The organism is Sphingomonas trueperi, from assembly GCF_040545665.1.
Lineage (GTDB): Bacteria > Pseudomonadota > Alphaproteobacteria > Sphingomonadales > Sphingomonadaceae > Sphingomonas > Sphingomonas trueperi_B.
Genome location: NZ_JBEPMH010000001.1, coordinates 1,238,528 through 1,260,325, shown reverse-complemented (window position 1 = coordinate 1,260,325; position 21,798 = coordinate 1,238,528). Strand labels below are relative to the sequence as shown.

Genomic DNA, 21,798 nt, shown 5'->3' with positions numbered 1-21,798 from the left:
TTCGCATATTCATCTTTGAGAACGTTATTGTTGTTCCCTTTCATAAACTTAACGTCGGGTTAACGGCCGCAGAGCCGAGTCGCTCACATCGCCGTTAACAAGGGAAAGGGTGCGCCAATGCGTATTCACACAAAGCTTGCTGCTGCGGCAGCCTTACTCTGCGCGGCCGTTCCCGCGCAGGCCGCGCAGATCCTCGGGCAAATCAGCTTCAACGGTTTCGTCCGCCCGATCGGGGCGCCCAACATGGGTGCCGCCACCGGTCTCGACTTCTACAACTTCGCCATCCCGGGCACGTCCATGGGCGACGGCGGCGCGCCGGGTACCATCTTCGCCGCGCTGGGCACATCGGGCGTGTTCTCGGGCATCACCTGCGTCGGGCCGTGCGGCACGATCAAGGACCTGCCGACCTTCGCCGGCGGCCCCGTCGCGTCGTTCTTCGACATCGGTTCGTCGATCTTCTTCGACCTGAGCTCTATCCAGTCGGTCACCTACTCGACGGACAGCGCAGGCGGCAGCCTCAAGCTGGTCGCATCGGGCACGTTCCGCATCGCCGGCTATGACGACACGGCAGCGCTGCTGACCCTGACCACGCAGGGCGATGGCCTGACCAGCTTCTCGGCAACCGCGCTGTCGGCCGTGCCGGAGCCGGCGAGCTGGGGCCTGATGATCGCCGGGTTCGGCATGATGGGCGGCATGCTCCGCGCCTCGCGCCGCTCGGTGAAGGTCCGCTACGCGAAGAACTGAGCTCCCAGCCTCCCTGGTAGCGCGAACCCCGCCGGAGCGATCCGGCGGGGTTCGTCGTTTTGGGGCGGGAGAGAGCCGATGACGGTTGGGCGCGGGGCTCTGTCAGGCCCACCCCAACCCCTTTGGAGCTTTACGCCAGCCCTTCCACCATCTCCGCCAGTTCCAGCCAGCGCATCTCGGCCGCATCCTTCTCGTCGCGGAGCCTGGCGATGCCCTCGCTCAGCTTGGCGAACTTCGCCGGATCCTTGGTGTAGAGCGCCGGATCGGCCAGCAGCGCCTCATCGCGGGCGATGGTCTGGTCGATCTCCTCGATGCGCTTGGGCAGCAGCTCGTAGTCGCGCTGGTCCTTGTAGCTGAGCTTTGTCCGCGCCTTGGGTGCTTCCACCGCCGGCGCAGCAGCAGTCGGCTTGCTCGTCTTCTTCGCCTCGTTGCGCGGCCGGCGCTTGGCTTCCCAATCGGCATAGCCGCCGACCACCACGTCGACCGTGCCGCTGCCGTCGAGCCCGAGCGTGACCGTCACCGTGCGATCGAGAAAGTCACGGTCGTGGCTGACGATCAGCACCGTGCCGGCATAATCGGCGATCACCTCCTGGAGCAGGTCGAGCGTCTCGAGGTCGAGATCGTTGGTCGGCTCGTCGAGCACCAGCAGGTTGGACGGCCGGGCGAATTCGCGCGCGAGCAGCAGGCGCGAACGCTCGCCGCCCGACAGCGTGCCGATCCGCGCCTCGGCGATGCTGGGATCGAACAGGAATTCCTTGAGATAGCCATGGACGTGCTTGCGCACGCCCTGCACGTCGATCCAGTCGCCGCCGTCGGCCAGCACGTCGCGCACCCGCTTGTCCGGCGCCATCAGGCTGCGCTGCTGGTCGATGATGATCGCATCGAGCGTCTGGGAGAGCTTCACCGTCCCTTCGTCGGGCTGGAGCTCGCCGGTCAGCATCTTGAGCAGCGTCGACTTGCCCGCGCCGTTCGAGCCGACGATGCCGATCCGGTCGCCCTTGGTGACGCGGAAGGTCAGATCCTTGATGATCGTCCGCTCGCCGAAGCGCTTGGTGACGTGCTTGGCGTCGATCACCACCTTGGTCTGGTTGCCGTCCGAAGCGGTGGCGAGCGCGGCGGTGCCCTGCGGGCCGGTCATCGCGGCGCGTTCGGCGCGCATTTCCTTCAGCTTCGACAGGCGGCCCTGGTTGCGCCGCCGGCGGCCGGTGACGCCGCGCTGCAGCCAATGCTCCTCGATCTTGAGCTTGGCGTCGAGCCGCTGGGCGTTGCGCTCCTCCTCGGCATAGACCTGCTCGGTCCACGCCTCGAACCCGCCAAAGCCGATCTCGGCGCGGCGGATGGAACCGCGATCGAGCCACAGCGTCTGGCGCGTGAGGCGGGTGAGGAAAGTACGATCGTGGCTGATGACGACGAAGGCGCCCTTGTAGCGCGTCATCCAGTCTTCCAGCCATTCGATCGCACCGAGATCGAGATGGTTGGTCGGTTCGTCGAGCAGCAGCACGTCCGGATCCTGCGCCAGCGCGCGGGCGATGGCGGCGCGGCGGCGCTCGCCTCCCGAGGCCGTGGCCGCCTCGCGCGACAGGTCGATGCCGAGCTGGTCGGCGATCGCCTCGGCCTCGTGCTGGGCGGGGGCGTCGTCGCCGGAGAGGACATAGTCCATCAGCGTGGTGCAGCCGAGCATGCGCGGCTCCTGCTCGAGCAGGATCACGCGGGTGCCGGGCACGATCGTGCGGCGACCCTCGTCGCTGTCGATCGCGCCGGCGATCAGCTTGAGCAGCGTCGTCTTGCCCGCACCGTTGCGGCCGATCAGCGCGAGCCGATCGCGTTCGCCGACATGCAGGTCGAGATTGCGGAAAAGCCAGCCGGATCCCTGAACGAGACCCAGCCCTTCATAGGAAAGCACCGGAGCAGCCATGGTGCAGCACCTAGGAGGCGGCGCGCCTCCCCGCAAGCGGCGAGGCATGGGCCGCGGCGATGCACCAATGCCACAATTGCCGAACCGCGGCTGTCGTTCATGTTCAGGGGCTATTCAATGCCCGGACCCTATGCCATTCCGATGCCGATGTTGGTCAAACCCGTTCTGATCGCGTGTCTTGCGAGCCTCGCGCTCACGAGCCCGGTCCTCGCGCGCCCGATCGGCGCGGAGCAGGATGACGGCCAGCGTGCGGCGCGCGAGCGGCGGCTTCGAGGCCAGAATCTGCCCGCGCGCGAGATCGAGCGGCGCGTGATTCCCCGGATGCCGGGCGCGCAATATCTCGGGTTCGACTATGATCCCGAGCACGACGTTTACACGCTCAAGTTCCTGCGCAATGGATCGGTGATCTGGGTGGAGGTGGACGGCCATACCGGCCAGATCCTCCGCCGCATGGGCAGCTAGAGCAGACAGAATCAGAGCACTCAGAAAAGGACGGGACAGCGAATGCGACTTCTGATCGTCGAGGACGAACCCAATCTCGGGATCCAGCTGCGCACCGCGCTCGAGGGCGCCGGCTATGCCGTCGACCTCGCGACCGATGGCGAGGAAGGCCATTTCCTCGGCTCGACCGAGCAATATGACGCGATCATCCTCGATCTCGGCCTGCCCGAGATCGACGGGCTGACCGTGCTCGATCGCTGGCGCAAGGAAGGCCGCACCATGCCGGTGCTGGTCCTCACCGCCCGCGACAGCTGGTCGGACAAGGTGGCGGGGCTCGATGCCGGCGCCGACGACTATGTCGCCAAACCGTTCCAGACCGAGGAGCTGATCGCCCGGCTGCGCGCGCTGATCCGCCGCGCTTCTGGCAATGCCTCGGCCGAGCTGACCGCGGGCGACATCCGGCTAGACACGCGCTCGGGCAAGGTCACCAAGGCGGGCGAGCCGGTGAAACTGACCGCGCAGGAATATAAGCTGCTCAGCTACCTGCTCCACCACAAGGGCAAGGTGGTCAGCCGCACCGAGCTGATCGAGCATATCTACGACCAGGATTTCGATCGCGATTCGAACACGATCGAAGTGTTCGTGACCCGCATCCGCAAAAAGCTGGGCGCCGACGTGATCACCACCATCCGCGGCCTGGGCTACAGCCTCGACGAAGCCAGCTTCACCTGAGGCCGGGCGGGTGGACGCGACGCTGATCTCCGGCGAGGAACAAGACGCCGCGCCCGCGCCCGTAGAGGCCGATCCGCGCGAACGCCGGCCGGTGCGCGTCACCGGCTCGGTCAGCCGGCGCATGCTGCTCGTCGCGACAGCGTGGATCCTGCTGCTGCTCGTCGGCGGCGGCTATGCGCTCGACCGGGTGCTGACCTCCGCGATCACCCGCAATTTCGACGACCAGCTCGATTATCTCGTCTCGTCGATGATCGTCTCGGCCGAACTGGGTTCGAACGGCGAGGTGGTGCTGAACCGCGAACTTGCCGACCAGCGCTTCCTCGAGCCCAATTCGGGGGCCTATTGGCAGATCAGCGGCCAAGGGTTCGAGCCCTTCTATTCGCGTTCGCTCTGGGACCGGCGCCTCAAAGTCGATCAGGTCCACAACGACCGCGAAATGCATTTCTACGACAGCAACCAGTTCCCGGATCAGAAGCTGCGGATCGCCGAGCGCGACCTCAAGCTGCCGGGCTCACCGGTGCGCTGGCGCTTCCAGGTAGCCGAGAGCCGCGACGTGCTCGACGCGCAGATCGCGACCGTCCGCCGCACGCTGGTCCGCAGCTTCGCGCTGCTCGGGCTGGGGCTGGTGGCGATGGCGGCGCTGCAGACCTGGTACGGCCTCCGCCCGCTACGCAAAGTCCGGCGCGAGATTGCCAGGCTCCGCGCCGGCCAGACCCAGCGGGTCGGCGGACCGATGCCGGCCGAGGTCGGGCCGATGGTCGACGAACTCAACGCGCTGGTCGAGCATAACGATCGCCAGGCCGAGGAGGCACGGCGCCATGCCGGCAACCTGGCCCATGCGCTCAAGACGCCGCTCAGCGTCATCATGAACGCCGCCGCCGCCGGGCAGGAAGACCTGCCCGATACCGTGATCCGCGAAGCGCGGACGATGCGGCGGCAGATCGACCATCATCTCGCCCGCGCGCGTGCCGTCGGCCGGCGCGGCAGCGCGCACAGCCGCGCCGAGGTGTGGCCGTCGATCGAGGCGGTGGAGCGTGCGGTGGCGCGGCTCTACCCCAATGTCCGCATCGACGTCGACGGGGTGAAGGACGCGGTCGCCCATATCGAGCGGCAGGATCTGGACGAGATCCTCGGCAACCTCGTCGAGAACGCGGCAAAGTACGGCGGCGGCAGCGTGTTCGTCACCGCACGGCTCGAATCGGGCTTCGTCGAGATCCTGGTCGAGGACGACGGCATGGGCATCCCCGAGGCCGATCGCATCCGCATCTTCGATCGCGGCGTTCGGCTCGATACCGGCAAGCCCGGCACCGGCCTCGGCATGGCGATCGTCCGCGACGTGGCCGAAATCTATGGCGGCACCGTCAGTCTGGAAGAGAGCGAGGACCTGGGCGGTCTGCTCGTTCGCCTGCGTCTGCCCGCCGCGGGCTGATTTCGCCGCCGCAATATCGTGAAATTCCGCTGTGATGCACGCCGTGCAGAGGGCGATCGTTGACCTGCGCCTGCGCGCTGCCGCCCGAAACCTTCCGAAGCAGTAACGGTCATTTAACCTATATGGTTTAATATGGCGCGGGATATTTTCCCCATTGGAGGGCACCATGAGCAGTATCGCTGCACTTTCCACCGCCGCGACGACGATGCCGTCGCCGCGCGATCGCATCAACGACCGGATCTCCGCCGCCGTTTCCTCGGGCGAGATCAGCGCGACCGATCAGAGTGCGCTGTCCACCGCGCTCGATTCGATCGATTCGAGCCTCGCGTCGGAGCGGAGCGTCGGCACCAAGCCGTCGGGCGACATGAAGGCGAAGATGGAGTCGCTGATCCAGGGTCAGGTCGACAACGGCACGCTCACCGAGGACCAGGCGACCGAACTCAAGAGCATGTTCGCCAAGGGTGCGGGCGGCAAGCATGGTCCGCACGGCACCCATGGCGGCAAGGGCCCGGAAGGCCCGCCGCCCGCGCAGGACGCGGACGCGGACACCGACACGGACGCCGCCGCCACCGCTACGACTACCGCTGACGCCGCGAGCGATGCGGTCTCGCAATTCCTCAAGCAGCTGCGCGACCAGTCCAAGGACACGACCAGCTATTCGGCGTCGGGCGACACCAGCAAGAGCAGCAGCACCAAGTCGACCGGTCTGGTCCTCGATACCCTGGCCTGACCGGGCGGGGGCGGCGCTGCGGGGGCACGCGCCGCCCCGACTCCTCAGGCAGGTTCGACCGCGCGCATCGCCTCGGCGGCGATCTCCAGGCTGCGCTTTCGGGCCTGGTGGTCGAACATCGCGCTGGTGAGCATCAGCTCGTCGGCCTGGGTGCGTTCGATGAAGGCCTCGATCTCGCGACGGACCTTGGCGGGGCCGCCGATCGCCGAGGCCGAGAGCACATGATCGAGCACGGCATTGCCCTGCGTCCCCAGGCTCTCGCGATAGCCGCGCACCGGCGGCGGCAGCTGGATGCCGCGCCCGGTGGTGCGGATCGCGACGAACGCCTGTTGCTGCGAGCTGGCGAGATATTCCGCCTCCTCATCGCTGTCGGCACCGAACACGTTGAAGCCCAACATCACGTGCGGCTTGGCCAGCGCCTCGGACGGGCGAAAGTTGCGACGATAGACCGCGATCGCCTCGTCGAGCAGCCCCGGCGCGAAGTGCGAGGCGAAGGCATAGGGCAGCCCCAGCGCGGCGGCGAGCTGCGCGCCGAAGGTGCTCGAGCCGAGGATCCACAGCTTGACGTCCGCCCCCGCACCCGGCGTCGCGCGGATGCCGGTGCGGCCGTCGTCGGCGAAATAGCTTTGCAGCTCCATCACGTCCTGCGGGAAGTCGTTGCCGTCGCTCTCGAGGTTGCGGCGGATCGCGGCGGAGACGCGCTGGTCCGAACCCGGCGCGCGGCCCAGCCCCAGGTCGATGCGGCCGGGGAACAGCGCGTCGAGCGTGCCGAACGCCTCGGCCACCTGCAGCGGCGAATGGTTGGGGAGCATGATGCCGCCCGCGCCGATGCGGATCGTGCTGGTCGCCTGGCCGACATGCGCGATCACCACCGCGGTGGCGGCGCTGGCGATGCCCTCCATGCCGTGATGCTCCGCCATCCAGTAGCGCTGGAAGCCGAGCGCCTCGGCATGGGCGGCGAGGTCGGCGGCGTTGGCGAGCGCCTGGCCCACGGTGCCGCCTTGGACGACGGGCACCAGATCGAGCAGGGAATATGCAGTCATGGGAGGGATGTGGGGACGCCGGGGCAGCGTTGCCAGAGGGTTAGGCGCCGGTGCCGTCGCTCATGCGCGCGCTGCTCGGGCAAAAATCTCCATCCACCGTCATCCCGGCGAAAGCCGGGATCCATTCGCCTCTCGGCATCAGCAAGCGCCGTGACGGAGACCCCAATGGATCCCGGCTTTCGCCGGGATGACGAAGGTTTAGTTACGCGGCCGCCCCTCCCCGCCGACGGGGAGGAGGGCGAGCTGCTTACTCCGCCGGCTGCACTTCGTCGTCGCCGGGCTTGTGGTCGATCGCGCCGTGCGCACCCGCCGGCCCGAGCACCCGGCTGCCGTCGTCGCCCGGCTTGTAGGTGAGCAGCCGCCGTGACAGCCGCGGCCCCAGCCAGCCTTCGAGGCCTACCGCGAGGCTGAACAGCGCGGGCACGATCACCAGCGTGAGCAGCGTCGAGACGATCAGGCCGCCGATCACCACCACGCCCATCGGCGCGCGGAACGACGAGTCGCCGTTGAGCGAGAGCGCGGTCGGCACCATGCCCGCCACCATCGCGATCGTGGTCATCACGATCGGCTGGGCGCGCTTGCGGCCGGCGTCGATGATCGCCTCCATCTTGGGCACGCCCTTCTCCATCTCCTCCAGCGCGAAGTCGACGAGCAGGATCGAGTTCTTGGCGACGATGCCGAACAGCATCAGCATGCCGATATAGACGGGCAGGCTCACCGGCATCCCCAGGATCGCCAGCATGATCAGCCCGCCCAGCGGCGCGTTGAGCAGCGAGCCCATGTTGACGATCGGCGAGACGAAGCGGCGATACAGCAGCACCATCACCGCGAAGACCAGGAAGATGCCCGAGGCCAGCGCGACGATGAAGTTCTGGATCATCTCGCCCTGCCACTTGGCCTGGCCCACCGTCATCTCGGCCACGCCCACCGGCAGCTGCTTCATGATGGGGAGGTTGTGGATCTCCTTCATCACGTCGCCCGAGACATAGGGCTTGCCCGTCGCCGGGTTCATCGCGAGGTCGGCGCCCACCACCAGGCGGCGCTGGAGGTTCAGGCGCTCCACCTTGGTCGGCCCCGCGGCGAAGCGGATGTCCGCCACCGCGGAGAGCGGCACCGAACCGCCGGTCTGGGTCTGCACGCGCATGTTCTGCAGCGTGTCGAGCTTGGTGCGCGAATCCTGGTCGAGCGCGACGCGGATCGGGATTTGGCGATCAGACAGCGAGAATTTCGCGCTGTTCTGCTCGATGTCGCCCAGCGTCGCGACGCGGATCGCGTTGGACAGCGCCGCGGTGGTCACGCCGAGGTCGGCCGCCAGGTCGAGCCGCGGCGAGATCACGATCTCGGGCCGTTGCAGATCGCCCGAGATGCGCGGCGCGACGACCGACTTGAGGCCCTCCATCTGCTTCATCAGGGTGAGCGCGGTCTTGTTGAGCAGCTCGGGATCCTCGCCGCCCAGCGTGATCGTCAGGTCACGGCCCGAGGAACCCCAGCCGAACTGCGAGCGGAAATTCACCCGCGCGTCGGGGATGGCGAGCAGTTTGGGCGCCAGGCGCTTCTCGAACTCGGTGCTGGTTTCGGTGCGCGCGGGCGTGTGCTTCTCGGCAAGCGTCGCGGTGACGCGGCCATTGCCCACCGAGGTGCGGGCATAGGTGTGCTGCACCGCCGGCTCGGTGCGCAGGATGCCTGCCACCTGCTGGACGACACGGTCGGTCTGCTCCAGCGTGGTGCCGGGCACCATCTCGATCGTCGCGGTTACCGTGTCCTCGTCCTGCGCCGGCTGGAAGGTCTGGGGCATGCCGACGAGCAGGCCGATCGTGGCGCCGAGCGACAGCACATAGGCGAGGATCGCCACCCAGCGGTGCATCAGCGTCCATTCGAGCAGCCGGACATAGACCCGCATCACCGGCCCGCCGCCATGTTCGACATGGCCGTGCGCCTTGAGGAAATAGGCCGCGATCATCGGCGTGAGCATGCGGGCGACGGCCAGCGACATCAGCACCGCGGCGACCACGGTGAGGCCGAAATTCTTGAAGAACTGGCCGGAGATGCCCGGCATCAGGCCCACCGGCAGGAACACCGCGACGATCGACATGGTGGTGGCGAGCACCGCGATGCCGATCTCGTCCGCCGCGTCGATCGAGGCCTGATAGGCCGATTTGCCCATCCGCATGTGGCGGACGATGTTCTCGATCTCCACGATCGCGTCGTCGACGAGCACGCCCGCGACCAGGCTGAGCGCGAGCAGCGTCATCTGGTTGAGCGTGAAGCCCATCATGTCCATGAACCAGAAGCTGGGGATCGCCGAGAGCGGGATCGCCAGTGCCGAGATCACGGTCGCGCGCCAGTCGCGCAGGAAGAGGAACACGACGACGACGGCGAGCACCGCGCCCTCGATCATCGCCTCCATCGCGGAGTCGAACTGTTCCTTGGCGTATTTGCTGTAGTTGTCGAGCAGCTCGAAATGAACCTTGGGGTTCGCCTTCTCGAGCGCCTGCAGCTTCTTCTGCGTTTCCTCGTAGATGGTGACGTCCGAGGCGCCCTTGGCGCGTTGGATGTCGAACGAGATCACCGGATGCCCGTCATAGCGCGCGAAGTTGCGGCGCTCGGCATAGCCGTCCTTCACGGTCGCGATGTCGGCGAGGCGCACGGTACGGCCGGTACCGGTCGCGATCTGGCTCTGCCCCAGCGTATAGGCGTCCTTGGCGTTGCCGACGACGCGCAGCGACTGTTCGAAGCCGGAGATCTGGGCGCGGCCGCCCGCCGCGTTCAGGTTCACCTGGCGGAGCTGCTGGTTCACCTGGCTCGCGGTGAGGCCATAGCTGGCCAGCTTCACCGGATCGAGCACTACGCTCACCTCGCGGTTGACGCCGCCGTTGCGCTGCACCGCCGCCATGCCGGAAATCGACAGCAGTTCCTTCGACACGCTATTGTCGATGTACCAGGAGAGCTGCTCGACCGTCATGTCGGTTGCGGTGACGGTGAAGCTGGCGATGTCGTTGCTGCTGGCGCTGTCGACACGGCCGACCTGCGGCTCGAGGATGCCGTCGGGCAGATTGCCGCGGATCTGCTGGATCGCGCTGCGCACGTCCTCCACCGCACGGTCGATCGGGGTGCCGATCGCCAGCTGCACCACCGTCTGGGTGTTGCCTTCGGAGACGGTCGAGTTGATCTCGTCGATGCCTTGCAGGCTGCGGACGGCGCTCTCGACCTTCTGGGTGATCTGCGTTTCCAGCTCGCTCGGCGCGGCGCCGGGCTGGCTGATCGAGATCCACACGATCGGGAAGTCGATGTCCGGGCTGTTGTTCACGTCCATGCGGCTGAAGCTGACCAGCCCGGCGATGGTGAGGAACAGGAACAGGACGATCGGCGGGACCGGGTTGCGGATGGCCCAGGCCGAGATGTTGCGAAAGCTCATCGCGCCGATCCCTTACTTCTTCTGGAGCTGGGGAATGACCTTCTGGCCCGGATTGAGGAACGCGCCCGCGGTCATCACCACGCGCTCGTTGCCGGTCAGCCCGCTGGCGATCCGCACGCCCTGGTCGGAAACGTCGCCGGTCTTCACGTCGCGGCGCACCGCTTCGTTCTTGTCATTGAGGATGTAGACATAGGTGCCCAGCTGGTCGCTCTGCACCGCAGACTGCGGCAGGATCACCGAGGTGACCGAACCCGCGACGATCCGCGCGCTGGCGAAGCCGCCGGGGCGAAGCGCCGGGTTATAGGGCAGGGCGATGCGGGCGATGCCGAGCCGGCTGGTCGGGTCGATCACCGGCGAGACCTGCCATACCTGCCCCCGGAAGCTGGTCGCGCTGCCGACCGGGGTCACTTCCGCCGGTGCGCCGACATGCAGCTTCTGGACATCGGCTTCGGAAAGCTGGGTGCGCAGTTCGAGCTGCCCGTCCATCGCCATGCGGAACAGCGTGCCCGATCCCGAGCTGACGATCTGCCCCGGCTCGATCTGGCGGGCGAGCACCAGGCCCGCTTCCGGCGCGCGGATGTCGAGGCGGTGGTTGCGCGCCTGGGTCTCGGCGAACTGCGCCTTGGCGACGCGGACGCGGGCGAGCGCCTGGTCGCGCGCGGCGGTTTTCTGGTCGATATCGGCGCGGGAAATGAATCCGTTTCCGACCAGCTTCTCGGCACGCTCGAGATTCGCCTGGGCGAGCTTGGCATCGGCCTCGGCGACGCGGATCTGCGCGGCGAGCGATTCAGCGGTCTGCGCCTGGACCGAGCGATCGACCACGGCGAGCACCTGCCCCTTCTGCACCCAGCTGCCGGCATCGACCAGCACGCGGGTGACGAGGCCGCCCTCGCCCGCGACGCCGACCGGCATCTCGCGCTTGGCGGCGAGGCTGCCCGTGCCGGTCACGATGGTCGACGCGGTCTGCTGGCCCGGTGCGGAGACGGTGACGGTCAGCAGCTGGCTCTGATCCTTGCCGCCCTTGGCGGCGGGAACGGGCTTGTTGGCCGAGCGCCCCATCAGCAGGAAACCGGCGATCACGACCAGCACGAAGGCGCCAAGGCCGATCCACAGCCACCGCCGCCCGCGCCGCGCCGGTTCCCCCTCGAACCCGAGCTGCTCCTGCCGATCCAACATCCCTGCCTCGTAATTCATGCGCCCACCTCGTTCGGAGCGCATGCGCGCCCCTCGTCGCACTGTATTATAGGAATATATCACCGGCGGCAAGGCCGGTGTAGCAACGCGCGGCGGCATGCCCGGTTGCATGTGCGCGCGCAAGTGACACCAAAGAATAAAGTTCGGCGTCTGCCGGTGCTTGCAAGTAACATCAATCGTTTGTCGTCGCCGCTTCGTTCAGCCTGCGTTCGTGTGCAGGCGTCGACAAGCCGGTGTAGGATGACGACAAACAACAGGAGGAACATCCCCATGATCCGCTCTCTGCCGCTCGCCGCGCTGCTCGCGCTGGCCGCTTCGCCCCAGGCATTCGCGCAGGTGCAGCCGGCCGCCCAGCCGATCCCGGCCGACGGCACCGTGCTCGACATCGTTGCCGAGGGCACCAGCACCCGCGTGCCCGATCTCGCGCTGATCCAGGCCGGGGTGGTCACCACCGCCGGCACCGCCGGCGAGGCGATGCAGCAGAACGCCGCGCGGATGGCGGCGGTGCTGGCTGCGCTGCGCAAGACCGGCATCGCCGAGCGCGACCTGCAGACCAGTTCGGTCAATCTCGCGCCGCAATATCGCTATCAGGAGAACAAGCCGCCGGTGATCACCGGCTATCAGGCATCGAACCAGCTGACCGTACGCTTCCGCGACGTCGCCAAGAGCGGCACGATCCTCGATGCGCTGGTCGCGCAGGGCGCGAACAACATCTCGGGCCCGAACCTCACGCTCGCCGACGAGGACGGCGCGCTCGACGAGGCGCGGCGCGACGCGATCGCCAAGGCCAAGGCTCGCGCCACGCTCTACGCGCAGGCGGCGGGGCTCAAGGTTGATCGCATCCTGCTGATCTCGGAGGCCGGCATGCCGCAGATGCCGCAGCCGGTGCCGATGCTGATGCGCGGCAAGGCGATGATGGCCGAGGCCGATACCGCGATCGTGCCCGGAGAGCAGAAGGTCACCGCCAGCGTTTCGGTGCGCTTCCTGCTGAAATGATCCGGACATGAAAAAAAGGGCCGCCCCGGCTGGGACGGCCCTTTTTGTTGGTCTGGTGGAAGCGGGATGCTTAACGCACCGCGCCGCGACGCACCAGGTTGACGATCGCCAGCAGGATGACCGCACCCACCAGCGAGACCAGGAAGGTCATCGGGGTGATCACGCCGCTGTTGATGTTACCGCCGAACAGAAGTCCGCCGACGAACGCGCCGACGATGCCGACGACGATGTTCAGGAAGATACCCTGCTGGGCATCGGTCCGCATGATGATGCTTGCAAGCCAGCCGACGACGCCGCCGATGACGAGCCAAACGATAAAGCCTACCATTCGTCCCTCCTTTACTTGCCCGGCGACCCGGGCGACGTAATGGGAAATCCGCGAATGGTCGGTTGGTTCCAGAACGATATTTTACGTTGTCAAGGGAACTTTCGGGACGCGAGACGAAAAAATCAGAACTTCTGCTGGCGTTCGTAGAGCGAGCGATAATGCTGGATGCGGGTGACGCGCAGCCCCGGCATGCCCGAACGATCGATCGCGCGCTGCCAGCCGGCGAATTCCTCGACGGTCAGGCCGTAGCGATCGCACACCTCGTCCACGGTCAGCAGCCCGCCGTTCACGGCGGCGACGACTTCGGCCTTGCGGCGCACCACCCAACGGGTGGTGTTCGGCGGCGGCAGGCTGTCCAGGGTCAGCGGTTCGCCGAGCGGACCGATCACCTTGGCAGGACGGATCTTCTGGTTCTCAATCATCTACCAAAACCTCTTCGGGGCCGGCCGCCCCTGTTACGCAACCGTGAAACGACTTTTACCGGCCTGCCTTGAACATCGGCTAAAATGGCAAGGTAAACGTTCGCTTCACCCCTCTCCCCACTGGTGCAGCGCGGCTGCGGCGGCGCGATGGAAACAGCCATCGGCCGGCGCGAGCAGCGCTGCCACGGGAAGCGGCATCGAAAGCCGGGTCTGGATTCGCGCGGTGAAGCTGGCGGCCTGCCGGCTCGTCACCATCGCCATCAGCACGGCGAGCCCCGTCGGGAGCGTCGCAGTGCCCAAGTCGCGGTTCGGATGGGCAAAACTCAAGTCCACCAATGCGTTTCCAGTCGTCCTTCGAGCGCGCAGTATAAACCGCGAGTGCTGAAAGGGCCGTAAAGGCGCCGAAAACCTCGGCTTAACTTCCATGTCTGGCAGGTTTCCGCCGACCCCGGGTGGCATCCTGTACGGGGCTGCCCTATCTGGGCGGCCATGAACCCCGGTGATTTCCAGCTAGCCGAGCCGCTTGCCCGTCGGCGCATCGTCGTCGCCATGTCCGGCGGCGTCGACTCCTCCGTCGTCGCCGCGCTCGCCGCGCGCAGCGGCGCGGAGACGATCGGCATCACGCTCCAGCTCTACGATCATGGCGAGGTGGTGGGCCGCGCCGGCAGCTGCTGCGCCGGCCGCGACATTCGTGATGCGCGCGCGGTGTGCGACAAGCTCGGCATCGCGCATTACGTCTTCGACCATGCGAGCAGCTTCCAGACCCAGGTGATCGACGACTTCGCCGACGAATATATGGCCGGCCGCACCCCGATCCCCTGCGTGAAGTGCAACATGGGGCCGAAGTTCACCGATCTGTTCGCGCTCGCGCGCGACCTCGGTGCCGATTGCCTCGCCACCGGCCATTATGTCCGCCGGGTGGTGGGCGCCGAGGGGGCCGAGCTCCACCGCGCCGCCGATCCGGCGCGCGACCAGAGCTATTTCCTGTTCGCGACGACGCAGGGCCAGCTCGACTATCTGCGCTTTCCGCTGGGCGGCCTGCCCAAGCCCGAGGTTCGCGCGCTCGCCGCCGAACTGGGGCTGGGCGTCGCCGGCAAGCCCGACAGCCAGGACATCTGCTTCGTCCCCGACGGCGACTATGCGACGCTGGTCAAGAAGCTGCGGCCGGAGGCCGAGGCGGGCGGCGAGATCGTCGACGAAAGCGGCGCCCGGCTCGGCGAGCATCGTGGGCTGATCCATTTCACCGTCGGCCAGCGCCGCGGGCTGGAGATCGGCGGCGCGCCCGAGCCCTATTACGTCCTGCGGCTGGAGCCCGAGACCAAGCGCGTCGTCGTCGGCCCGCGCCGGGCGCTGGCCGTGGGCGCGGCGCGGCTGGAGAATATCAACTGGCTCGCTGGCGACTATGCCGGGCCGATGACCGCCAAGGTGCGCAGCCTCGCCAAGCCGGTGCCGGCGCGGATGGAGGGCGATCGGGTAGTGTTCGAGACTCCCGAGTACGGTGTGGCGCCGGGCCAGGCGGCGGTGCTCTATGCCGGCGACCGCGTGCTCGGCGGGGGCTGGATCGCAGAGACCGAGCGCGCGCAGGCGCTAGCCGCCTAAACCGCTCAGGCGAAAGCTTTTTCCGGTGATTTTCGTGAAAGCGAAGATCTGAAGCTTGACCCTGGCGGCGTTTTGGCGGAACGGACGCGTAGATTGCGTCGCAGCAACAGGATGGGTCGCATACCATCGCGTTCGAGTGAGACTTTCGCATGCCTTCGATGCTGGCGGCCCCCTGGTGGGTCGCCCAACTTGCCACCGGCGCCAAGTCGTTCCGCGACAATCCCATTATCGGATCGCGCCGGCTCAATGCCCGTGGTTTGCATCGCATCCGTGTACAGGTCGCGCACCAGCTCGCCTGGAGCCGCCGCAGCCGCCTGACCGCAGACCTTCCTGACGACGACCGTGCAGCGTTCGATCGCGACGGCTTCGTCATCGTCCGCGACTTTCTGCCGCCCGAAGCATTCGCGGCCCTGCGCGCGGCGGTGCTGGCGCAGCGGTTTGCGACGCGCGAGATGCGCCAGGGCAATACCATCACGCGCCGCATCGCGATCGGGCCATCCTTCCTGCAGGCGATACCCGAGGTGAAGGCGTTGCTGCGCGACGCTCGGTTTCGCGCGCTGTGCCGCTATGTCGGCAGCTTCCGCAGCGAGCCGCTACATTACATCCAGACGATCCTGACCGACAGCGGCGTCCCGGATCCCGATCCCCAGACCAATCTCCACGCGGACACCTTCCACCCGACGTTGAAAACCTGGTTCTTCCTGAACGATGTCGAAGAGGCAGACGGGCCCTTCTCCTATGTGCCAGGCTCGCATCGGCTGACCCCCGCCCGCCTCGACTGGGAACAGGCCCGCAGCCTGACCGCGCGAACCAGCGACGATTTCCTCTCAGCACGCGGGTCGCTGCGCGTCTCGCCGGACGAACTGCCGGGCTTGGGGCTGCCCCCCGCCCAGCGTTTTCCGGTGCCTGCCAACACCCTGGTCGTCGCCGATACCTGCGGCTTCCACGCGCGCGTCGCCGCGACCCGCCCGAGCCGGCGCCTCGAGCTCTGGTCGTTCAGTCGGCGCAATCCCTTCGTGCCCTGGACCGGTGCCGATCTGCTGAGCGTGCCAGGAATTGCCGAACGGCGGATAGACGCGATGTGGCGCATCCGTGATCGCCTCCAGCATTGGACCGGACAACCTTGGCAACCGGCTGGCAACAAGCTGGTGCTCGATGATTGATCGAGCCGGTTGGTCTTGCGTCAAAGCCTGCCGGGTGCGAGACGGACAAGGACGTGATTGATAGCTGCCGGATCGGATGTTTTCCGATGTGTACCGGTATGCGAGGAGATCACGAGGGGAAGGGCATGGAAGTCAGTAGCGTACAAACCATCATCGATCATGGCGCGGACGTTATCCGTACCGAAGCAGCGGCGTTGGCGATGCTCGCCAGTCGACTGGATGCCGATTTCTCTGCGTCCGTCGACCTGCTGGTCGGTGCGCGCGGGCGCATCATCCTCGCCGGCATGGGCAAGTCCGGCCATATCGCCCGCAAGATCGCCGCCACCCTCTCGGCGACGGGCAGCGCCGCCTATTATCTGCACCCCGGCGAAGCCTCGCACGGCGATCTCGGCGTGATGCGCAGCGGCGACGTGCTGATCGTGCTTTCCAATTCGGGCGAAACCCCCGAAGTTGCAGCAGTGCTGACCCATGCCCAAAGGCTGTCGGTGCCGGTCATCGCGGTGACGGCGGGCGCCCAGTCGATGCTCGCACGCAACGCCTCGATCACGCTCCTGCTGCCGGAATGCGCCGAGGCCTGCCCCGAAGGCGTGGCACCGACGACCTCGACGACGATGATGCTGGCACTGGGCGACGCACTGGCGGTCGCGGCGATGCGGAAGCGCGGCACGTCGCGCAGCGAACTGGCGCACTGGCACCCGGGCGGGCAGATCGGCTGGGGCCTGCAGACGCTCGGCGCGCTGATCCGGCGCACCGAACCGCTGCCGTTGGTGCGCGCGGATACCAGCGCGCGCGACGTGGTGCTGGAGATGACCTCATGCGGCAAGGGCGTCGCCGGCGTGGTGGACGCTGCGGGTGACCTGATCGGCGTGATCACCGACGGCGATCTGCGGCGCTCGTTCGACCGCATGCTGCTGGCGGTGGCGGGCGAGCTGATGACGCGCGATCCTGTAACCATTACCAAGGATGCAACCGTCGACGAAGCCGTGACCCGGATGCAGGAGAACAAGATCACCGTGTTGTTCGTGATGGAGAAGGCCGGATCGCGCCGCCCCTGGGGGCTGCTCCACATCCACGACCTGCGGCTCGGCGCCTGACCATGCCAGGAGACGAAGCGGTGCGCACGCCGGGCGGCGTGATCGTGATCCCCGCGCGCTACGCTTCGGGGCGCTACCCCGGCAAGCCACTGGCGCCGGTGCGCGGTGCGACGGGGGTGGCGCAGCCGCTGATCGCCCGGACGATCGCCGCCGCCCATGCAGCGCGGCGCAATCTGCCGCTGCACGTCGCCACCGACGACGCACGGATCGCCGAAGCCGTGCAGGCGCTGGGCGAAGCGCCGGTGATGACGCCCGAATCCTGCGCGAACGGGACGGAGCGCGTCGCCGCGGCGATCGACGCCTTGGGCATCGCCCCCGATTATGTGATCAACTTCCAGGGGGACGCGCTGCTCACCCCGCCCGATTTCGTGGCGGCGCTGGCCGATCGGATGGAGCAGCATCCCGAATGCGCGGTCGCCACGGTCGCCATGCGCTGTTCGGCCACCGTCTACACCCACCTGCTCGCCGACCAGGCAGCGGGGCGGAGCGGCGGCACGACCGCAATGACCGACGCCGCGGGCCGGGCGCTGTACTTCTCCAAGCGCGTCCTGCCCTTCCTGGCTGCGCCGCCGAAGGATGCCGACAATCCCGTGCTGCTCCATCTCGGTCTCTATGCCTATCGGCCCGAAGCGCTGCATCGCTACCGTGTGCTGCCGCCCTCCCCGGCCGAACTCGCCGAAGGGCTGGAGCAGTTGCGCTTCCTCCACCACGGCATACCGATCGACGTGATCGTGCTCGACGCACCCGGCTGGGATCCGATCGAACTCAACAATCCCACCGATCTCGCCCCGATCGAAGCGACGCTCGCGGCCCGCGGGATCGCCTGATGCCGCGGCCGGCTGCGGCCTTTCTGCGCATGCCGCCCTTTCCGCGGGCGCGCGTCGCGCCGCTGGAGGTGGCTGCCACCGGTGCGGCACCGGGCGATCCGGCTGCGGTAATCGCGCAGCTGCGCGCGCTTCGCGTTGGCGGCGGATTCTGGCAGGCGCAGCCGGCGCTTCCCTCGGCGCGCGACCTGCTCTTCGTGCCGCGCACGTCCGCCCAGCTGCGCACGATGCTCGCCACCGCCCCCGCCGATGCCGGCGCGCGGGGCGCCTCGACGGGGGCGGCCCGCGCCGGACTGTTGAAGCTAGGCCCTGCCGATCCGTGGTGGCTGGTCGCCCGTGCCAAGACGGTGTTCGCCGATGCCGACAGCGAGATCGCGCTGGTTGCGGCGCTGGCGGGTTGCGACTTGCGCCTTTTCGGCACCGGGCGCTTTGCGGCGCTGGCGGACGGCCGCGATCCGGCAGCGCTGGAGCGCGTCGTCGCCGCCGAACTGCTGGAAGGCCGCTGCTATATCGACCCGTTCACCGGTACGCCGGCTCAAATCGAGCGGATCCTGACGCTGCTCGGCGAATGGCGCGCGCTGATCGACGGCAATCGCGACGTGACCCGCGTGCTCGGCGTCGCCGGCTGGAAGCGCGAGACGGTGGAGGCGCTGCTGTGGGACGGCGGGCGCGGCCCGCGCTACCGGGCCGGCGGTGCGGCCGGCGGCACGACGCTACTGTGGCGCTCCCGCGTGCCGCCGGCGATGCTGCAGCGCATCGATTCTGCGGGCGGCGCGGTCGGCGAGATCGAGGATGGCTTCGTGCGATCGGTCGGCCTCGGCGCCAATTGCGTGCCGCCGCTGTCGATCGCAGTGGATCGCAGCGGCGTCCATTTCGACCCCAGTGCCCCGAGCGACCTCGAGACCCTGATCGAGCGCGGCGGTTTCGCGCCCGCACTGCTCGCTCGCGCGGAGGCTTTGATCGTGCGGATCGTCGCGGAGGGCCTCAGCAAATATGGCCGCGGCGGCGCCGCGCTCCCGCGCCCCGCAGGCGAACGGCGCCATGTGCTGGTCACGGGTCAGGTGGAGGACGATCGCTCGGTGCTGTGCGGCGCCGCGGGCAAGACCAATCTCGACCTGCTGGTCGCGGCCCGTGCCGCCGAACCCGATGCCTATCTGATCTACAAGCCGCACCCGGACGTCGAGGCGGGTCATCGCAAGGGCGCCATCGAGGATTCGGTGGCGCTGGCCCATGCCGATCGGATCGAGCGAACGGCGCCCATCTCGGCGCTGCTCGACATGGTCGACGCGCTCCACGTGCTCACCTCGCTGGCGGGATTCGAGGCGCTGCTGCGCGGCAAGCAGGTATTCACCCACGGCGTTCCCTTCTATGCCGGCTGGGGCCTCACCCGGGATCTGGCCGCAGTTCCGGACCGGCGCACCGCGCGGCGCAGCCTCGCCGAACTCGTCGCCGCAGTATTGATTCTGTATCCGCGCTACCTCGACCCCGTCACCCGGCTGCCCTGCCCCGTGGAACTATTGGTGGAGCGCATGATTGCAGATGTGGCTGCTACGCCGACCTTGCTCGAGCGATTGCGTACCTTGCAAGGTAAGGCTAGACGCAGCTTCGCGCGCAAGGGAACCGGGCGATGAAGCATGTGCGGCCGTTACGCCGATCCTTTTTATTTCTTCAGGGTCCGCCGGGTCCGTTCTTCTGGCAGCTGAGCCGCGAGCTCCAGGCGCGCGGCTGCGCGGTGCATCGAATCAACCTGAATGGCGGCGACCGCTACGATTGGCCCGAAGGCGCCATCGACTATCGCGGCCGTATGGCGGCATGGCCGATTTTCTTCGACCGCTTCGTCCGCGAGCACGACATCACCGATCTGGTGCTCTACGGCGATTGCCGCCCGATGCATTTGGCGGCCCACCAGCTGGCGAAGCTGCGCGGCGTGGCGATCCATGTCTATGAGGAAGGCTATATCCGGCCCGACTGGATGACGCTGGAGCCCGACGGGGTGAACGGCCACTCGACCTTGGAGCGCGATCCCGCGGCCCTGATCGAACGCGCCCGCACCTTGCCGCCGCTGCCCGACCTTCCATCGATCACCGCCAGCTTCAACCGTCGGGCACGTGATTCCTATTGGTATTACCACCGGGTGATCACCGGCCGCTTCCGCTTTCCCTTCTACCGCTCGCACCGCAAGGGGCTGATCATCGTCGAGGGCTTCGGCTGGCTGCGCAAGTTCGCGCTCAGCCGCCGCCGCGCCGCGCAGGCACAGACGACGCTCGCGGCGGTTGCCGGCAAACCCTATTTCCTGTTTCCGCTGCAGCTGACAGGCGACTACCAGATCCGCGAGCATTCGCCCTTCGGCACGATGATGACCGCGGCGGACTATGTGCTCGACAGCTTTGCGCACTGCGCTCCGCCCGAGGCGCATCTGCTGGTGAAGGAGCATCCGCTCGACTGCGGTTTCCACAACTGGCGGACCTTCCTGCAGAAGCGCGCCAAGGCGCTCGGCATCGCAGACCGCGTCCACCATCTCGAAGGCGGCGACCTCAGCCGGCTGGCACGCGAGGCGCGCGGCATGGTCTGCGTCAACAGCACTTCGGGCACGCTGGCGCTCGCCGCGGGCAAGCCGGTGATCGTGCTGGGCGAGGCGATCTACGACATCCCGGGCGTTACCCACCAAGGCCATCTCGACCGGTTCTGGGATGCGCCGCAGGCACCCGACATGGCGCTCTACGACGCCTTCCGCCGGGTGCTGCACGCGCATTGCCTGGTGCGGGGCGGCCTTGCCAGCGAATCGGCGACCGAGATCCTGGTGGCAAACAGCATCGAGCGGCTGCTCGGTGAACCCACGGAAGAGATTGCGCGGATCAGCGAGACCGCGCTCTTTATCTAGGCGGTCGGCTCGAGCCCTGCATCGTTGAACCAGCCGCGGCGGCGCCCGGCAAGGAACAGCCGGTTGACCAGCGGGTTGGACCAGCCGCAATTGGTCGCGAAGTCGCGCTGCAGTGTATCATGGTGCAACTGGTGCGCCGCCGGCGTCATCAGCAGGCCGCAGCGCCGCATCGCCCGCACGATCCACGGATTATGCTCCCGGTGCAGCGAACCGTGGAAATATTGCGCGAAGGCGCCGCCGACGATCAGCGCCACCCCGCCCGCCGCCACCCATCCGGGCAACAGGCCGGTATAGGCCAGCACGTTCAGCACTACCGAGAAGGGCAGCGCCCCCAGGATCACCGTGCTGCCGATCAGCCGCCACAGATCGCGGCGGCCTAGCGCATCGGGGCGCGGATGGTGGTTCTTGAAGTCATAGACCAGCCGGTCGAGCGGGCTCACCCTCGCCATCCGCTCGCGCCACAGCGCCTTGTAATGGTCGGACTCGCGCGAGCCGGGGTAGAAATACAGCGCATCCAGGCCCTTGCCGGCCGGGGTCGGGCGATAGTCCATGTACATGTGGACGAGGCCCGAGGCGAGATCGGCGGCGTACCAGCCCGCGAGCAGCGCCGGAATCGCCCACCAGCTGGGATCCAGCAACGCCGCGACCAGATTGGCCGCGAGCGACGCAAGGAACAGCGGCATCAGAATACGTCGCGCCATCACAGTCTCACTCGTCTCCACCGATGATCGGCCGGTGCTAGCGTGCGTCCTACGCATTGCCTTGCCCTGCATCAACGGCTTGATTTGTCCGATGCGCAGGCGCAAGCGACGCTGCATCGTGACCATGCTTGCTTCTCCGATCGCGCA

Annotated in this window: 20 protein-coding genes; 12 read left to right on the top strand and 8 right to left on the bottom strand. The window is 67.5% G+C overall.

Annotated features, from left to right (window positions below; all coding sequences use genetic code 11):
- The first annotated feature begins 117 nt into the window (after nucleotides 1–117).
- Complete coding sequence (locus ABIC65_RS05930; protein WP_354307420.1) at nucleotides 118–744, top strand: PEPxxWA-CTERM sorting domain-containing protein; 627 nt, start codon at nucleotides 118–120, stop codon at nucleotides 742–744.
- A gap of 130 nt (nucleotides 745–874) precedes the next feature.
- On the opposite strand, the gene ABIC65_RS05925 is transcribed toward ABIC65_RS05930, so the two are convergent.
- Nucleotides 875–2,659: an ABC-F family ATP-binding cassette domain-containing protein gene (locus ABIC65_RS05925; protein WP_354307418.1), complete on the bottom strand. Its 1,785-nt coding sequence runs from the start codon at nucleotides 2,657–2,659 to the stop codon at nucleotides 875–877.
- Between the two features lie 117 nt (nucleotides 2,660–2,776).
- Here ABIC65_RS05925 and ABIC65_RS05920 point away from each other — a divergent pair, with 117 nt between their 5' ends.
- The 4 genes from ABIC65_RS05920 to ABIC65_RS05905 all read left to right on the top strand — a co-directional run bounded on the left by ABIC65_RS05920 (nucleotide 2,777) and on the right by ABIC65_RS05905 (nucleotide 5,991).
- Entirely contained in the window at nucleotides 2,777–3,121 is a 345-nt protein-coding gene (locus ABIC65_RS05920; protein WP_183049286.1) for a hypothetical protein, read from the top strand.
- A gap of 42 nt (nucleotides 3,122–3,163) precedes the next feature.
- Nucleotides 3,164–3,832, top strand: a complete 669-nt coding sequence (locus ABIC65_RS05915; RefSeq protein ID WP_064310484.1) for a response regulator transcription factor — start codon at nucleotides 3,164–3,166, stop codon at nucleotides 3,830–3,832.
- Between the two features lie 121 nt (nucleotides 3,833–3,953).
- A complete protein-coding gene (locus tag ABIC65_RS05910; RefSeq protein ID WP_354307788.1) occupies nucleotides 3,954–5,261 on the top strand; it encodes a sensor histidine kinase in 1,308 nt (435 codons plus the stop codon).
- A gap of 166 nt (nucleotides 5,262–5,427) precedes the next feature.
- Nucleotides 5,428–5,991: a hypothetical protein gene (locus tag ABIC65_RS05905; RefSeq protein WP_354307416.1), complete on the top strand. Its 564-nt coding sequence runs from the start codon at nucleotides 5,428–5,430 to the stop codon at nucleotides 5,989–5,991.
- A gap of 44 nt (nucleotides 5,992–6,035) precedes the next feature.
- On the opposite strand, the gene ABIC65_RS05900 is transcribed toward ABIC65_RS05905, so the two are convergent.
- The 3 genes from ABIC65_RS05900 to ABIC65_RS05890 all read right to left on the bottom strand — a co-directional run bounded on the left by ABIC65_RS05900 (nucleotide 6,036) and on the right by ABIC65_RS05890 (nucleotide 11,643).
- A complete protein-coding gene (locus tag ABIC65_RS05900; RefSeq protein ID WP_354307414.1) occupies nucleotides 6,036–7,034 on the bottom strand; it encodes an LLM class flavin-dependent oxidoreductase in 999 nt (332 codons plus the stop codon).
- Between the two features lie 247 nt (nucleotides 7,035–7,281).
- The gene (locus tag ABIC65_RS05895; protein WP_354307412.1) at nucleotides 7,282–10,449 is read right to left on the bottom strand and encodes an efflux RND transporter permease subunit; all 3,168 of its coding nucleotides are present in this window, start codon (nucleotides 10,447–10,449) and stop codon (nucleotides 7,282–7,284) included.
- Between the two features lie 12 nt (nucleotides 10,450–10,461).
- Nucleotides 10,462–11,643 (bottom strand): efflux RND transporter periplasmic adaptor subunit, encoded by a 1,182-nt coding sequence (locus ABIC65_RS05890; RefSeq protein ID WP_354307410.1) that lies wholly within the window; start codon nucleotides 11,641–11,643, stop codon nucleotides 10,462–10,464.
- 270 nt (nucleotides 11,644–11,913) lie between these two features.
- Between ABIC65_RS05890 and ABIC65_RS05885 the strand changes: the two genes are divergently transcribed.
- A complete protein-coding gene (locus tag ABIC65_RS05885) occupies nucleotides 11,914–12,639 on the top strand; it encodes an SIMPL domain-containing protein (protein ID WP_354307408.1) in 726 nt (241 codons plus the stop codon).
- Between the two features lie 70 nt (nucleotides 12,640–12,709).
- On the opposite strand, the gene ABIC65_RS05880 is transcribed toward ABIC65_RS05885, so the two are convergent.
- The 3 genes from ABIC65_RS05880 to ABIC65_RS05870 form a co-directional block, all read right to left on the bottom strand.
- A complete protein-coding gene (locus tag ABIC65_RS05880; protein WP_064310489.1) occupies nucleotides 12,710–12,967 on the bottom strand; it encodes a GlsB/YeaQ/YmgE family stress response membrane protein in 258 nt (85 codons plus the stop codon).
- Nucleotides 12,968–13,089: 122 nt separating this feature from the next.
- Entirely contained in the window at nucleotides 13,090–13,389 is a 300-nt protein-coding gene (gene sciP, locus ABIC65_RS05875; protein WP_066721323.1) for a CtrA inhibitor SciP, read from the bottom strand.
- A gap of 105 nt (nucleotides 13,390–13,494) precedes the next feature.
- Nucleotides 13,495–13,722: a hypothetical protein gene (locus ABIC65_RS05870; RefSeq protein WP_354307406.1), complete on the bottom strand. Its 228-nt coding sequence runs from the start codon at nucleotides 13,720–13,722 to the stop codon at nucleotides 13,495–13,497.
- Nucleotides 13,723–13,878: 156 nt separating this feature from the next.
- Here ABIC65_RS05870 and mnmA point away from each other — a divergent pair, with 156 nt between their 5' ends.
- From mnmA to ABIC65_RS05840, 6 genes are all read left to right on the top strand, one after another.
- On the top strand, nucleotides 13,879–14,988 hold the full coding sequence (gene mnmA / locus ABIC65_RS05865) for a tRNA 2-thiouridine(34) synthase MnmA (protein ID WP_354307404.1): 1,110 nt from the start codon (nucleotides 13,879–13,881) through the stop codon (nucleotides 14,986–14,988).
- A gap of 149 nt (nucleotides 14,989–15,137) precedes the next feature.
- Nucleotides 15,138–16,151 carry a phytanoyl-CoA dioxygenase family protein gene (locus ABIC65_RS05860; protein ID WP_354307403.1) on the top strand — a complete coding sequence of 338 codons (1,014 nt, stop codon included), beginning with the start codon at nucleotides 15,138–15,140 and terminating at the stop codon, nucleotides 16,149–16,151.
- 125 nt (nucleotides 16,152–16,276) lie between these two features.
- Nucleotides 16,277–17,245, top strand: coding sequence for a KpsF/GutQ family sugar-phosphate isomerase (locus tag ABIC65_RS05855; protein WP_354307401.1), 969 nt, complete (start codon nucleotides 16,277–16,279; stop codon nucleotides 17,243–17,245).
- 2 nt (nucleotides 17,246–17,247) lie between these two features.
- Nucleotides 17,248–18,072: a 3-deoxy-manno-octulosonate cytidylyltransferase gene (locus ABIC65_RS05850; protein ID WP_354307400.1), complete on the top strand. Its 825-nt coding sequence runs from the start codon at nucleotides 17,248–17,250 to the stop codon at nucleotides 18,070–18,072.
- Nucleotides 18,072–19,700, top strand: a complete 1,629-nt coding sequence (locus ABIC65_RS05845) for a capsular polysaccharide export protein, LipB/KpsS family (protein WP_354307399.1) — start codon at nucleotides 18,072–18,074, stop codon at nucleotides 19,698–19,700. The genes ABIC65_RS05850 and ABIC65_RS05845 overlap by 1 nt, the downstream gene beginning before the upstream one ends.
- On the top strand, nucleotides 19,697–20,950 hold the full coding sequence (locus tag ABIC65_RS05840) for a capsule biosynthesis protein (protein WP_354307398.1): 1,254 nt from the start codon (nucleotides 19,697–19,699) through the stop codon (nucleotides 20,948–20,950). The genes ABIC65_RS05845 and ABIC65_RS05840 overlap by 4 nt, the downstream gene beginning before the upstream one ends.
- On the opposite strand, the gene ABIC65_RS05835 is transcribed toward ABIC65_RS05840, so the two are convergent.
- Nucleotides 20,947–21,651, bottom strand: a complete 705-nt coding sequence (locus ABIC65_RS05835; RefSeq protein WP_354307396.1) for a fatty acid desaturase CarF family protein — start codon at nucleotides 21,649–21,651, stop codon at nucleotides 20,947–20,949. The genes ABIC65_RS05840 and ABIC65_RS05835 overlap by 4 nt on opposite strands.
- Nucleotides 21,652–21,798: the final 147 nt, after the last annotated feature.

Coding starts and splice junctions, on each gene's coding strand:
- ABIC65_RS05930 (WP_354307420.1), top strand. CDS start 118: ATGCGTATTCACACAAAGCTTGCTGCTGCGGCAGCCTTACTCTGCGCG.
- ABIC65_RS05925 (WP_354307418.1), bottom strand. CDS start 2,659: ATGGCTGCTCCGGTGCTTTCCTATGAAGGGCTGGGTCTCGTTCAGGGA.
- ABIC65_RS05920 (WP_183049286.1), top strand. CDS start 2,777: ATGCCCGGACCCTATGCCATTCCGATGCCGATGTTGGTCAAACCCGTT.
- ABIC65_RS05915 (WP_064310484.1), top strand. CDS start 3,164: ATGCGACTTCTGATCGTCGAGGACGAACCCAATCTCGGGATCCAGCTG.
- ABIC65_RS05910 (WP_354307788.1), top strand. CDS start 3,954: ATGCTGCTCGTCGCGACAGCGTGGATCCTGCTGCTGCTCGTCGGCGGC.
- ABIC65_RS05905 (WP_354307416.1), top strand. CDS start 5,428: ATGAGCAGTATCGCTGCACTTTCCACCGCCGCGACGACGATGCCGTCG.
- ABIC65_RS05900 (WP_354307414.1), bottom strand. CDS start 7,034: ATGACTGCATATTCCCTGCTCGATCTGGTGCCCGTCGTCCAAGGCGGC.
- ABIC65_RS05895 (WP_354307412.1), bottom strand. CDS start 10,449: ATGAGCTTTCGCAACATCTCGGCCTGGGCCATCCGCAACCCGGTCCCG.
- ABIC65_RS05890 (WP_354307410.1), bottom strand. CDS start 11,643: ATGAATTACGAGGCAGGGATGTTGGATCGGCAGGAGCAGCTCGGGTTC.
- ABIC65_RS05885 (WP_354307408.1), top strand. CDS start 11,914: ATGATCCGCTCTCTGCCGCTCGCCGCGCTGCTCGCGCTGGCCGCTTCG.
- ABIC65_RS05880 (WP_064310489.1), bottom strand. CDS start 12,967: ATGGTAGGCTTTATCGTTTGGCTCGTCATCGGCGGCGTCGTCGGCTGG.
- sciP (WP_066721323.1), bottom strand. CDS start 13,389: ATGATTGAGAACCAGAAGATCCGTCCTGCCAAGGTGATCGGTCCGCTC.
- mnmA (WP_354307404.1), top strand. CDS start 13,879: ATGAACCCCGGTGATTTCCAGCTAGCCGAGCCGCTTGCCCGTCGGCGC.
- ABIC65_RS05860 (WP_354307403.1), top strand. CDS start 15,138: ATGCCTTCGATGCTGGCGGCCCCCTGGTGGGTCGCCCAACTTGCCACC.
- ABIC65_RS05855 (WP_354307401.1), top strand. CDS start 16,277: ATGGAAGTCAGTAGCGTACAAACCATCATCGATCATGGCGCGGACGTT.
- ABIC65_RS05850 (WP_354307400.1), top strand. CDS start 17,248: ATGCCAGGAGACGAAGCGGTGCGCACGCCGGGCGGCGTGATCGTGATC.
- ABIC65_RS05845 (WP_354307399.1), top strand. CDS start 18,072: ATGCCGCGGCCGGCTGCGGCCTTTCTGCGCATGCCGCCCTTTCCGCGG.
- ABIC65_RS05840 (WP_354307398.1), top strand. CDS start 19,697: ATGAAGCATGTGCGGCCGTTACGCCGATCCTTTTTATTTCTTCAGGGT.
- ABIC65_RS05835 (WP_354307396.1), bottom strand. CDS start 21,651: ATGGCGCGACGTATTCTGATGCCGCTGTTCCTTGCGTCGCTCGCGGCC.